This is a genomic window from Streptomyces griseus subsp. griseus (genome assembly GCF_000720255.1).
GTDB classification, from domain to species: domain Bacteria; phylum Actinomycetota; class Actinomycetes; order Streptomycetales; family Streptomycetaceae; genus Streptomyces; species Streptomyces griseus_I.
Map to the genome: position 1 here is coordinate 247,242 of NZ_JOJE01000007.1, position 12,778 is coordinate 260,019.

Below are 12,778 nucleotides of genomic sequence, written 5' to 3' on the forward strand. Positions count from 1 at the left end.
CCCGATCAGTCCAGGAGCCGCTTGCGCAGGCGGTCCCGGGTCTCCGGGGTGAGGTTCAGGCCATGTTCCAGGTAGGGGTCGACGCCGCCCCAAGTCTGTTCGATGGTCTCGAAGGCCGCCGTCAGGTACTCGGCGCGGGCGTCGAACAGCGGGGTGAGGAGCTCCATGACCTCAGGGGTGTAGGCACCGGCGGAGGAGCCGCCGCGGTGCACCTTGTAGCGGCGGTGCTTGGCGTTCGACTCCAGGTAGTCGGCGACGATCGCGTCGCGTTCCACACCCAGGGCCAGCAGCGTCACGGCTATGGACAGGCCCGCGCGGTCCTTGCCGGCCGCGCAGTGCATCAGGGCCGGGACGCTGTCCTCGGCGAGGGTGTGCAGCACCCGGGAGTGCTCGGCCGTGCGCTCCTTGATGATCTTGCGGTACGAGGTGATCATCCGGTTCGCGGCCCTGCCGTCGCCGAGGATCTCGCGCAGCTGGTCGACATGTCCGTCGCGGACCATCTTCCAGAACTCGGCACCGTCGGCCGGGTCGGACAGCGGCAGGTTCACATTGCGCACGCCCGGCAGCTCGACGTCCTGCCCCTCCAGCTTCTGGTCCGCCGCGTTGCGGAAGTCGAAGATCGTGTGCAGGCCCAGGGAGGCGAGGAACGCGGCGTCCTCGTCCGTCGCGTGCGCGAGGTGGCCGCTGCGGAACAGCACCCCGTACCGCACCCGCCGTCCGTCCGCCGTCGGCAGTCCCCCCACATCGCGGAAGTTGCGCACTCCGGCCAGCTCGGGTTCGGTCGACGGGACCTGCTGCGTCACGGGGGCTCCTCCCAATCGGCCCCGCCGGCGCGGCTCGTCGAATGGCCGACGGGGTGTGGTCTCGACCATACGACACGGCTTCAGGGGCCAACGAGTTGTCCACAGGCCGATTCCGGGGCGGGTACCTGCGGCAATGAGTTGTCCACAGGCGTTGCCGGGAACGCCTCCGGGACTCGATGATGTTGGTGCTTGATCGCACCTGTTCGGATCTGTGAGGCCCTCATGCTGGAGATCGCGGAAAACGGCCGTACGTGGCTGCTCTCGGGAACCACGAGCAGCTACGCCGTTCATGTCACCGAGGACCACGAGTTCCTCCATCTGCATTGGGGCCCCCTCATCGCCCTGCCGGACGCCGAGGCCCTCGCCGTCCGCCCGCTGCCCGACTACCGGGGCTTCGAGTCCCCGCTCGACGGCCGCGAGGAGTACCCGGTCGAGGGTGGCCCCCGCTTCACCCGGCCGGCCCTGTCCGTGCGCACCGACGAGCGGCGCGGTACCGAGTGGCGCTTCGAGGCGTACGACACCGAGGGCGACCTCCTGCGGCTCCGCTTCCGGGACGCGGAGGCCGGGCTCGGCATCGCGCTGCACTACCGGATGCGGGGCGACGTGCTCGAGCGCTGGGTCACCCTCGACAACCAGGGGCCCGCCCCCTTGGAGCTGCTGCGCGCCGACTCCGCCACCTGGACCCTGCCCGACCGCGAGGGCTGGCGCCTGTCCCACCTGCACGGCCGCTGGGCCGCCGAGTCCCGGTTGGTCTCCGCCCCGCTCACCTACGGTGAGAAGGTCATCGGCAGCCGTCGCGGCCACACCGGCCACCAGCACCTGCCCTGGGTCGCCCTCGACACCGACGCGACCGAGGAACACGGCGAGGTCTACGGCTGCGCGCTCGGCTGGTCCGGCTCGTGGCGGATCGCCGTCGCCCAACTTCCGGACGCGCGCGTGCAGATCACCGGCGGCGCCGGACACGACGACTCGGGACTGCTGCGGCTCGCGGCGGGGGAGTCGTACACCACGCCGGTCTTCGCGGGACTGTGGAGCGATCAGGGCTTCGGCGGTGCCAGCCGGGCCTGGCACGCCTACCAGCGGACGTACGTCGTCCCGGACGCCGAGCGGGACCGGCCCGTGCTGTTCAACTCCTGGGAGGCCACCGAGTTCGACATCTCCGAGGAGCAGCAGGCCACACTCGCGCGGCGGGCCGCGGCCATCGGTGTCGAACTGTTCGTGGTCGACGACGGCTGGTTCGGGGCGCGCACCAGCGACCGTGCCGGGCTCGGCGACTGGCGGCCCAACCCGGACCGCTTCCCCGGCGGCCTGAAGCCGCTGGCCGACTACGTCCACGCGCTCGGGATGCAGTTCGGCATCTGGGTCGAGCCGGAGATGGTGAACCCGGACAGCGAGCTGTACCGGGCACACCCCGACTGGGTGCAGTATCAAACGGGACGAAATCGGACGGAATTCCGCAATCAACTCGTGTTGAACCTCGCCCGCCCGGACGTCCAGGACTACCTCTGGGAGCAGCTCGACACCCTCCTGTCCAGCGCCCCGATCGACTACGTGAAGTGGGACTTCAATCGCTGCTTCACCGACGCCGGCTGGCCCGGCGAGGGCTATCCGCAGCGCCTCTGGGTCGACCACGTGAACGCCCTGTACGGCCTGCTGGACCGGCTGCGGGCGGCGCACCCCGGTGTCGCCTTCGAGTCCTGCTCGGGCGGCGGCGGCCGGATCGACCTCGGCGTCCTCAGTCGCACGGACCAGGTGTGGACCTCCGACAACACCGACCCTCTCGACCGGCTCGCCATCCAGCACGGCTTCACTCAGATCCACCCCGCGCGGGTCATGGCCGCCTGGGTCACCGACAGCCCCAACACTCAGCTCAACGGCCGGGTCAGCTCGCTGCGCTTCCGGTTCGTCAGCGCCATGGCGGGCGTGCTCGGAGTCGGTGGCGACCTCGCCCAGTGGACCGAGGAGGAACTCGCCGAGGCCGGCGAGTGGGTGGAGCTCTACAAGAAGATCCGCCCGCTGGTCCAGCACGGCGACCTCTATCGACTGCGGCCGCCGCGGGGCGGACTCAGCGCCGTGCAGTACGTCCGCGGGGACGAGTCCGTCGTCCTGGCCTGGCTCCAGGCGCAGCACTACGGCGAGCCCGTACCGGCGCTGCGCTTGCGCGGGCTTGACCCGACGGCATCGTACGAATGTCTCGAAACGGGCGAAATTCATCGCGGGGCGGTGCTGTTGCATCACGGTCTGCGCACCGGTCTGCGTGGCGACCTGGATGCGGCAGTTCTCCGGCTGCGTCGCATCTGAGTGTTCTGTCCGAATTGCAGCATTGATTCCAAGTCGCTCCGAAAGAAAAGGGTCTGGAGCGGCGTCACGTGATTAGCGTCATATCCGTGACGATGCGTGGCCCGTCATGTCCATGTAATTCGCGTGGTTCTCAAGGGATTTCATGGAAAGCGATGCCTTCGTACTGCACGGAGTGTCACCGGGAATTCCCGCGGCGGATCACGAAAAAGGCATTCCCGCGCAACCCTCTGCTTGTCCCTTCGCGTCTTGGTCGCTTACGTTCGCCACCAATCCGGACGGACGCCCAATCCTGCCGCCGCCCGGAGATCCGCACACACTGACCCGTGCACGGCAGGAGCGGGGGACCCACAGGTAAGACCGCCTGTTCCGGTTCCCGGAACGGCTTGGGGTTAAGCCGCGCCTCGGCGCGACCGGGCATCTCCAGCCCGCACCCGACAGCTCACCTCGCAGGCGCCGGAGAGGAATTCGCCATGCCCGCGAAGGGTAAGCACCGCCGCCCGAAGTCTTCCCGTTTCACCCGCTCCATCGCCGTCGCCGGAACCGGCGGCGCCGCCCTCGCCCTTCCCCTTCTCGGGGCCACGGGCGCGCACGCCGCCCCGTATCGGTCCGCCCCGGAAAAGGCCGTACAGTCCGCTCCGGTGGCGGAGCAAAAGGCTGCAGAGAAGAAGTCCGCCGCGGACAACGCGGCCACCCGGATCTACACGGTGAAGGCCGGCGACTACCTCTCGAAGATCGCGGAGGACCAGCACGTCGCCGGCGGCTGGAAGAAGCTCTACGCCGACAACCGCGCGGTCATCGGCTCCGACCCGTCGCTCATCCACCCCGGTCTGAAGCTGTCGATCGGCAAGAAGGCCGCGTCGAGCGCGTCGTCCTCCCCGAAGCCCTCGAAGACCGCCACGTCCTCGAAGGCCTCCGCCGCCCAGGCCACGACGGCGACCCAGTCCGCCGGTGCCTCTACCGGCAGTGGTTACACGCTCCCCGTGGCCGGCGCCACCATCGGCACGCCGTACCACATGGCGGGCAGCATGTGGTCCAGCGGCTACCACACGGGCGTCGACTTCGTCGTCCCGACCGGCACGTCCCTCAAGGCCGTGGCCGCGGGCACGGTCGTCTCCGCGGGCTGGGGCGGCGCGTACGGCAACCAGGTCGTCATCAAGCTCGGCGACGGCTACTACGCCCAGTACGCCCACCTGTCCTCGATCTCCGTCTCCGCGGGTCAGACCGTGACCGAGGGGCAGCAGATCGGCCTCTCCGGCGCTACCGGCAACGTGACCGGACCGCACCTGCACTTCGAGATCCGGACCACGCCGGACTACGGCTCGGACGTGGACCCGGTCGCCTACCTCCGCTCGCACGGCGTCACCGTCGGCTGACGGACACCCACCCCCGCCTGACACGCTGCCGAAGGCCGGACCTCGATCCCCGGGTCCGGCCTTCGTTTTCGGTATGGCCGGGTCCGGCCATCGGCATGTGCGGGTCCGGCGTTCGCATGCGCGGACCCGGCCCCGCGGCGGCGCCGCCCGTGGGTGATCGGCCGCGTTGCGGTCCTGTGGCAGGGGTGCCCGGGGTGTCGACAGCGGGCGGGGAGCCGGGGGAGAGTGATCTCCGTCAGATGGCAAGCGCTTTCCATCCCGAAAGCCCAGCCCCCGCTGAGGAGTTGTTTCCCGTGACGACCACGCGCAGAGCGTTCGGTGCCCTGGCCGCCGGCGCCGCCCTGGCCACCCTCGCCCCCGCCGCCACCGCGAGCGCCGCGCCCCGCCACCGCCGTCTCATCACCCACGACGACTTCCGCCACGGCCTGCGCCGGTGGGCCGTCGAACTCGAGCGGGGCGGCACCGTCACCGCCTCCCGCGGGGTTCTGGACGTCGACGTCCCGGCCGGGGCGACGATCTGGTTCCGGCGACCGCTCGTAGGTGCGTACCTCCTGGAGTACACCGCCACTCCCGTCTCCGCCGGCGGCGCCAACGACCGTGTCTCGGACCTGAACAACTTCTGGAACGCCGTCGACGTCCGCTCCCCCGACGACCTCTTCGCCACCGCGCGCGGCGGCGCGCTCGCCGAGTACGACTATCTCCGGACCTACTACGTCGGCTACGGCGCCAACACCAACACCACCACCAGACTGCGCCGTTACGTCGGCGAGCCCGGAGTTCGGCCACTGGTCCACGACTACACCGAGCCCCTGCTCGTCGCGAACGAGCCGAACCGCGTCCGCATCGTCTCCGACGGCTCGACCGTGCGCTGGTGGAACAACGGCCGGCTGGTCTTCGACTACAGCGACCCCGAGCCCTACACCGGCGGCCACTTCGCGTTCCGCACCACGTGGAGCCACTTCCGCATCAGCGACTTCCGGGTGTGGTCCCTATTCCCTGATTGGCAAACTCTTTAAGAGTGGCCTTTCTCACCGCACGTCAACCCCTGCCTACGGTCGCGTAGGTCACATTCGGGGGTGAATCATGAACTGCTGTGGCAGACGATTCGAAGAATGACAGCAGATCAGTGATCGGGTCGTACGTGGCGGTGGGGGACAGCTTCACCGAAGGCGTCGGCGACCCCGGCCCCGACGGGGCGTTCGTCGGTTGGGCCGACCGGTTCGCGGTGTTGCTCGCGGACCGGCGACCCGAGGGCGACTTCGAGTACACCAACCTCGCGGTCCGCGGAAAACTCCTCGACCAGATCGTGGCGGACCAACTCCCGCAGGCCGTCGCGCTCGCGCCGGACCTGGTCTCCTTCTGTGCGGGCGGCAACGACATCCTGCGCCCGGGCACCGATCCGGACGAGGTCGCCGAGCGCTTCGAGCGGGCGATCACCGCGCTGACCGCCGTGGCCGGCACGGTGATGGTGACGACCGGCTTCGACACCCGTGGCATGCCCGTGCTCAAGCACCTGCGCGGCAAGATCGCCACCTACAACGGCCATGTCCGCGCCATCGCGGACCGCTACGGCTGTCCGGTGCTCGACCTGTGGTCCCTCAAGTCCGTCCAGGACCGCCGGGCCTGGGACCACGACCGGCTGCATCTCTCCCCGGAGGGACACACGCGCGTGGCGCTGCGCGCCGGACAGGCCCTCGGCCTGGAGATCCCCGCCGATCCGGAGCAGCCCTGGCCTCAGCTCCCGACGCGCGGCACGCTCGAGGTGCGGCGCGACGACGTCCACTGGGCGCGCGAGTACCTGGTGCCGTGGATCGGCCGCCGACTGCGCGGAGAGTCCTCCGGCGACCATGTGACCGCCAAGGGCACCCTGTCGCCGGACGACATCAGGATGCGGATCTCCGCGGTGGCGTGAAGGTCGGGAGGCCTGGCGGGACGAGTGCCGCGCGGGGTGCCGCTCAGCGCTCGGGCGCCGTCAATGCCTCCCGCTCCACGCCGAGTTCCCGGGCGAGCGCGTCGTCGACCCACTCCAGCGCGCGCGCCCGGGGCACCGCACCCTCGTACGACGTCATCTGTACGGCGAGCCCGTCGAGCAGGGCGGTCAGGCGCAGGGCGGCACCGGCGGGGTCGGGGCACACGAACTCGCCGGCTGCCACGCCCTCCGCGACGACCTCGGTGAGCGCCGCCTTCCACTGCCGGTCGAGGTCCTGGGTGACCTCCCGCAGGGCCGGCTCGCGCAGCGCCACCGCCCAGCCCTCGATCCACAGCCGCCAGCCCTCGGCCTGGCCCGTCGGGGCGTACCAGCGCACGGCCGCCCGCAGCCGCCGCAGCGCCGTCGTGCGGCGGCCGAGCAGCTTGCGCAGATGCGCGAGGTCGTCCTCGGCCGCCTGCGTGAACGCGGCGGCTACCAGCTTCTCCTTCGTCGAGAAGTGGTAGAGCACCAGCGCGTTGCTCACTCCGAGCACCGAGGCCACATCGGCGATCCGCACCGCCGCCACGCCCCGCGCCTCGATCTGTTCGACGGCCGCCCGCAACAACTCCTCGCGCCGCTCCGCCACGCTCAACCGCACTCTCGCCACCCGGTCACCCTAGCCCGACCTGCGCAGGTCCGCCCTCGGCGGGCGGAACCGACCGGAGCGCTCGACCGCCCTCAGCGGTACCAGCCGAACCGCTCCGCGATCACTGGCAGCCGGTCCGCGGCGATGGCGTGGGCGGCGGCCCTCGGAGTCGTTCCGTCGCTCTGCGCGCGGGTCAGCATCAGGTCGACCAGGGCCCGCATGGAGCGGCGCGTGTGGGCGAACGCCTCCTCCGCGTCCGCGCCGATGTCCCCGAACAGGGTCCACCACCACCAGGCGTTCGTCCCGGAGTTGACCACGACGTCCGGCAGCACGGTCACCCCGCGCGCGGCCAGCAGTGCCTCCGCCTCGGGCAGCACCGGCATGTTGGCCGCCTCGACCACCCAGCGCGCGGTGATCGACCCCTGGTTCACGGCGTCGACCGCGTACGACACCGCCGCCGGCACCAGTACCTCGGCGTCGGCCGACAGCCAGGCGTCGCCCGGCAGTTCGCGGTCACCGAGGCGCAGCGCACCCCGGTCGACCGTGCCGTGGGCGTCCCGTGAGTCCAGCAGTGCCTCGACGTCGAGGCCCGCAGGGTTGGCGACCGTGCCCTTGACGTCGGCGACGGCCACCACCGTCAGCCCCGCGCGGGCGAGGAACCGCGCCGTGGCCCCGCCCATGGTGCCCAGGCCCTGCACGGCGACCCGGGTGCCCGCGTACGGCACACCGGCCCGGTCCAGGGCCGCGAGTGCCGACTCGGCGACCCCGCAGCCGCCGACCAGTTCGTCCAGGCCGATGCCGTCCACCTCCACGGCGAACGCGTCCGCGAGCCGCCGCCGTGCGGTGACCTCGTCGTCGAGCAGCGGGTACACGGCCTGGATCGACGACACCAGGCCCGCCTCGGCGGCGGCCCGGTCGACCAGGTCCTGACTGAGACCGAGGTCCTCGCCGGTGGTCCAGAAGCTCTCGATGTACGGCCGCATGGCGCGCAGGTAGCGCACGAGCACCCCGTACGCCGCCGGGTCCCGCGGGTCGCAGTCGATGCCGCCCTTGGCCCCGCCCAGGGGGACGTAACGGCTCTCGGGGTCGTAGTGCAGCGCCTCTTTCATGGTCATGCCGCGTGCGAGCCCGGCGACCTCGTCCAGCGTGCAGCCCTCCCGCATCCGCAGCCCGCCGCTCGCGACGCCGCGCACCAGCCGGTCGACGACGAGGTGACCCCGGCGGCCGGTGACATGGTCGACCCAGGTGAGGGACATCAGGGGCGACGCGGTCATGCGGACTCCTCTTGTACTGAATGGGGATTCAGTATTCAAAGCCCGCGGACGCCGTGTCAACGCATTCGGGGATCTCCGGATCAGGGCTCAGGACCCGCCCGGGGCCCGCGTTGTCGGAGGGGCCGACAATAATGGGATGCCCCGACTCCATCTGGAGGTCCCGTGACCGGTTTCCGTCCTCCGAGCTCCGGGCTCCGCGCGCTGCGGCCCGCGGCCTTCGGCGCGGACCCGAGCGGTGAGCGCATGGCGCGCATCCGCAGATCGCCCCACTTCAAGGACGGGGTCTTCCAGAATCCCGGCGGCCCTTCCCGGATCCGTCCCTCCGGCTCCGCGTTGGACCTCGCCAAGCGCTATTTCGCCAAGGAGGACCGCGCCCGCCGCGCCCCGGCGGGCACGATCCCCGTGCACGCCACCACGCTCGCCGACATCACCGAGCCGCCCGCCACCGGACTGCGGCTGACCTGGATGGGCCACTCCAGCGTGCTCGCGGAGATCGACGGACACCGCGTCCTCTTCGACCCGGTCTGGGGCGAGCGCTGCTCGCCCTTCCCCTTCGCCGGGCCCCGGCGACTGCACCCGGCGCCCCTGCCGCTGACCGCGCTCGGCCCGGTCGACGTCGTCGTGATCTCCCACGACCACTACGACCACCTGGACCTGCCCACGATCAAGGCGCTGGCCGGCACGGACACCCTGTTCGCCGTCCCGCTCGGCGTCGGCGCCCACCTCGAACACTGGGGTGTGTCCGCCGACCGGCTGCGCGAGCTGGACTGGCACGAGGCGACCAAGGTCGGCGGCCTCACCCTGACGGCCACCCCGGCCCGCCACTTCTGCGGCCGCGGCCTGCGCAACACTCAGCACACCCTGTGGGCCTCCTGGACCGTCGCCGGGGACGAGCACCGGATCTTCCACAGTGGCGACACCGGGTACTTCGAGGGCTTCAAGGACATAGGCGCCGAGTACGGGCCGTTCGACGCCACGATGATCCAGATCGGCGCGTACTCCGAGTACTGGCCCGAGGGCCACACCGACCGCACCCCGCTTCCCGGGCAGTGGCCGGACATCCACATGTCGCCCGCCGACGGCGTGCGGGCCCACCTGGACCTCCAGGGCGGCCGGCCGCACGGCGTGCTGCTGCCGATCCACTGGGGCACCTTCAACCTGTCCCTGCACGCGTGGGCGGAGCCGGGGGAGTGGACGAGGGACGCCGCGGAGGAGGCCGGCCAGCCGGCCGCGTTCCCGCGCCCCGGCGAGCCCTTCGAGCCCGGCGGAACGCTCCCGACCGAGCCCTGGTGGCGAGCGGTGTCCGCGCCCCTGGCCCACCCGTGGCGTCCCGGTACCGCGAAGGTCGGTCCCGACGTGACCCCCGACGTCACCGCGGAGGTCACCCGGGGCGACGTCGACCTCGCGGGTGAGCGCTGACGCGGCTGCCCGGTCAACCGGGGGAGAGGGCATGAGGCGTCCCCCTATCGAGTGATGTGTGGTCGCGCCTGCAGGGAGCGCGCCTTCGGCGCGGCGCGCATCTCCGACCGATTCTGACCAGCCTCGATCGTTTCCCCTTGCTTCGAGGCTGGGCTCTTAGAGGTACTTGTCGTTCTGTCGTACCGGCGCATCTACCACAGCCGGAAGGGCCGCGGGGCACTTTGTCAACAGCACACCGCACCTGGCGCATCGGCGACTACTGTCAGTGGCCGTCAGGCGACGCAGGGCCCATTTCGTGGGTCCTCTCGACCGACACCGGCCCGACGGACCAGTACCAGTACGAGGACACCGATGTCTCACCTCCGCGCACCGGCCGCACGCGCAGACCGCCGTGAGGGCGGGCGGCACGGGCGGCCGGTCCCCCGTGCCGTTCCACCCCTGGCCGAGACACACATACGGCCCCAACTCCTGCGTCTCGCCGTGCTCCCGCCGATCGCGGTCGCCCTCAGTGCCTGCGCGGCCGTGCTCTTCACCGTCCGCTCCACCGGAGTACGCCCCAGCCTCACCCTGTGGGGTGTGCTGGCCGGCGCGGTCGCCGTCACCGGTGCGGGCATCGTGATCGCCGCCGTCGCCGCCGACCGCGCCGCCCGGTCCGTGAGCGACCGCGTCGGCGCCCTGCGCGAGAGCAGCGCCCGGGGTGAAACCGACCTGCGCGCCCTTGTCGAGGCGCTGCGGCGGGGCGAGGGCGCGCCCCAGCGCAGGCCGCGTGGCGGCCCCGCCGAGGACGCCGACGACTTCGAACTGCTCGCCGCGGACCTGTCCCGCGCGCACGACACCGCCGTCACCGCCGTCGTCCAGGCCGCCCAGCTCTCCAGCCAGACCGGCAGCGAACAGAAGCTCGAGGTCTTCGTCAACCTCGCGCGGCGGCTCCAGTCGCTCGTGCACCGGGAGATCTCGACCCTCGACGAGCTGGAGAACGAGATCGAGGACCCCGACCTGCTCAAGGGCCTCTTCCACGTCGACCACCTCGCCACCCGCATCCGCCGTCACGCCGAGAACCTCGCCGTCCTCGGCGGCGCGGTCTCACGTAGGCAGTGGAGCAACCCCGTCTCCATGACGGAGGTGCTGCGCTCCGCCATCGCCGAGGTCGAGCAGTACTCACGGGTCAAGCTCGTCCCGCCGGTCGAGGGCGACCTCAGCGGGCACGCCGTCGCCGACGTGATCCACCTGCTGGCCGAACTCATCGAGAACGCGACGCTGTTCTCGGCCCCGCACACCCAGGTGCTGCTGCGCGCCAACCTGGTCACCTCCGGGCTCGCCGTCGAGGTGGAGGACCGTGGCCTCGGTATGCCCGTCGAGGAGCAGAGCCGTATGAACGCCCTGCTCGCCGACCCCGACCAGGTCAGCGTCGCCCGCCTCCTCGCCGACGGCCGCATCGGCCTGTTCGTCGTCTCCCAACTCGCCCGCCGCCACGGCATCCGGGTCCGTCTCCAGACCAACATCTACGGCGGCGTACAGGCGGTGCTCGTCGTACCGCAGGCCCTGCTGGGCACGGCACCGGGAGCCTCCAAGACCGCGGCTGCGGGGAGCGCCGGGGGAGTGGCCCCGGGGACGCCGGTCGCGGCGCCCGGATCTCCGGTCACCGCGGTGCCGGGCGACATCGGCAGTGCCGTATCGCGGGAGGCGGCCGTATCCGGGGTGGTCTCACGCACAGGCGTCGACAGTCCCCTCGTACCGCCGTCCCCGGGGCTTTCCGCCGCACCGCTCCGCCCGCAGGAGCCCACGCGCCCCGGGTCTCCCACGCCTGATTCGGCGGCGGAGGGCAACCGGTCCTGGCCCGCCGCGCCGGACGCCGGTCGGCCCGCGCCGCTTCCCCGGCGGGGAGCTCGTGGGCAGCGGCCCAATCCGGCGGAGGCGGTGCCCGGGATCCGGCCGGCCGATCGGGAGGTCGTCGCGCAGCACACGGGGACGCTGCCCACACCGCGGGTGGGGACCGTGCGCGGGACGATGGGCAGGCCACCGCAGCTGCCCCGGCGAAGGGCGCAGGAGCACATCGCACCGCAGTTGCGCGGCGGTCCGGCGCCTCGACAGGACAGCGACCGGCAGCTCGTCGGCCACGACCCGGGGTTGATGGCGGCCTTCCAACGCGGCATCGGGCTCGCCGAGGCCCAGCAGAGCCTGGAGTCGGACGGCATCCACCCGGACCCGGCGCCCGTGAACGCCCCCGTCCCACCGCCGCGCACGGAATCAACGCCCCGCATCGCGCCCCGGGATGTGCCGCCCCTGGAGGTCCGCCGACCGGACGCGAGCGGCATAACCGGAGCGCGCCCCGGGCGCCCGGTCGTGTCACCGGCCTCACCGGCCTCACCGGCCTCACCGGCCTCACCGGCCTCACCGGTCTCACCGGTCTCCTCCACCTCACCGGAGACGCGGGACACGCATGACACGAACGACCTGCCCGAGCCGCGTCCTCCGCGGGACGGCCTGGCCGCTCCGGCCCCCGACCACCACACCACCCGGCACGACGGGAGCGCACCCGCCGGATGAGCACCCCCCTCTCCACCCCCACCCCGAGCGCTCCCGCAGACCTTCGTACCCCAAGGAGTCGATCCACCATGGCGAGCGATGCGCCGACGACCGGCCACGTATCCGATCTCGACTGGCTGATGAGCGGCCTCGTGCAGCGCGTACCCCACACCACCAGCGCGGTCCTCCTCTCCTGCGACGGCCTGGTGAAGTCCGTCCACGGCCTCGACCCGGACAGCGCCGACCACATGGCCGCCCTCGCCTCCGGCCTGTACTCCCTCGGTCGCAGCGCCGGCGTCCGCTTCGGCGACGGCGGGGACGTACGGCAGGTCGTCGTGGAACTCGACTCGACCCTGCTGTTCGTCACCACCGCCGGATCCGGCACCTGCCTCGCCGTGCTCGCGGGCCGCGAGGCCGATGCCGCGGTGCTCGGTTACGAGATGGCGATGCTGGTCAAGAGCGTGCGCCCGTACCTCATGACGGCGCCTCGGCAGCATGCCGTCGAACCCCCGGCGATGAGGCGTTGA

General features: G+C 71.7%; 10 protein-coding genes and 1 riboswitch. Of the genes, 7 read left to right on the forward strand and 3 right to left on the reverse strand.

Annotation, left to right across the window (positions count from 1 at the left end; all coding sequences use genetic code 11):
• Nucleotides 1-5: 5 nt before the first annotated feature.
• Nucleotides 6-803 (reverse strand): tyrosine-protein phosphatase, encoded by a 798-nt coding sequence (locus IG99_RS13705; protein WP_037673431.1) that lies wholly within the window; start codon nucleotides 801-803, stop codon nucleotides 6-8.
• A 222-nt stretch (nucleotides 804-1,025) separates the two neighbouring features.
• On the opposite strand from IG99_RS13705, the gene IG99_RS13710 reads away from it, so the two are divergent.
• The 4 genes from IG99_RS13710 (at nucleotide 1,026) to IG99_RS13725 (ending at nucleotide 6,389) form a co-directional block, all read left to right on the forward strand.
• A complete protein-coding gene (locus IG99_RS13710; RefSeq protein WP_037673434.1) occupies nucleotides 1,026-3,104 on the forward strand; it encodes an alpha-galactosidase in 2,079 nt (692 codons plus the stop codon).
• Nucleotides 3,105-3,408: 304 nt separating this feature from the next.
• Nucleotides 3,409-3,570, forward strand: a riboswitch (cyclic di-AMP (ydaO/yuaA leader).
• A gap of 4 nt (nucleotides 3,571-3,574) precedes the next feature.
• Nucleotides 3,575-4,477 carry a M23 family metallopeptidase gene (locus IG99_RS13715; RefSeq protein WP_037673437.1) on the forward strand — a complete coding sequence of 301 codons (903 nt, stop codon included), beginning with the start codon at nucleotides 3,575-3,577 and terminating at the stop codon, nucleotides 4,475-4,477.
• Between the two features lie 293 nt (nucleotides 4,478-4,770).
• Complete coding sequence (locus tag IG99_RS13720) at nucleotides 4,771-5,493, forward strand: DUF6250 domain-containing protein (protein WP_037673440.1); 723 nt, start codon at nucleotides 4,771-4,773, stop codon at nucleotides 5,491-5,493.
• 110 nt (nucleotides 5,494-5,603) lie between these two features.
• Nucleotides 5,604-6,389: an SGNH/GDSL hydrolase family protein gene (locus tag IG99_RS13725; RefSeq protein WP_037673442.1), complete on the forward strand. Its 786-nt coding sequence runs from the start codon at nucleotides 5,604-5,606 to the stop codon at nucleotides 6,387-6,389.
• A 43-nt stretch (nucleotides 6,390-6,432) separates the two neighbouring features.
• Here the strand turns inward: IG99_RS13725 and IG99_RS13730 are convergent, their stop codons facing one another.
• The gene (locus IG99_RS13730; protein ID WP_199815511.1) at nucleotides 6,433-7,053 is read right to left on the reverse strand and encodes a TetR/AcrR family transcriptional regulator; all 621 of its coding nucleotides are present in this window, start codon (nucleotides 7,051-7,053) and stop codon (nucleotides 6,433-6,435) included.
• A gap of 71 nt (nucleotides 7,054-7,124) precedes the next feature.
• Nucleotides 7,125-8,306 carry a Glu/Leu/Phe/Val dehydrogenase dimerization domain-containing protein gene (locus IG99_RS13735; RefSeq protein ID WP_037673448.1) on the reverse strand — a complete coding sequence of 394 codons (1,182 nt, stop codon included), beginning with the start codon at nucleotides 8,304-8,306 and terminating at the stop codon, nucleotides 7,125-7,127.
• A 162-nt stretch (nucleotides 8,307-8,468) separates the two neighbouring features.
• On the opposite strand from IG99_RS13735, the gene IG99_RS13740 reads away from it, so the two are divergent.
• The 3 genes from IG99_RS13740 (at nucleotide 8,469) to IG99_RS13750 (ending at nucleotide 12,778) form a co-directional block, all read left to right on the forward strand.
• Entirely contained in the window at nucleotides 8,469-9,725 is a 1,257-nt protein-coding gene (locus IG99_RS13740; protein WP_037673451.1) for an MBL fold metallo-hydrolase, read from the forward strand.
• 351 nt (nucleotides 9,726-10,076) lie between these two features.
• The gene (locus IG99_RS13745; RefSeq protein ID WP_051865340.1) at nucleotides 10,077-12,272 is read left to right on the forward strand and encodes a sensor histidine kinase; all 2,196 of its coding nucleotides are present in this window, start codon (nucleotides 10,077-10,079) and stop codon (nucleotides 12,270-12,272) included.
• A 68-nt stretch (nucleotides 12,273-12,340) separates the two neighbouring features.
• The gene (locus tag IG99_RS13750) at nucleotides 12,341-12,778 is read left to right on the forward strand and encodes a roadblock/LC7 domain-containing protein (protein WP_037673453.1); all 438 of its coding nucleotides are present in this window, start codon (nucleotides 12,341-12,343) and stop codon (nucleotides 12,776-12,778) included.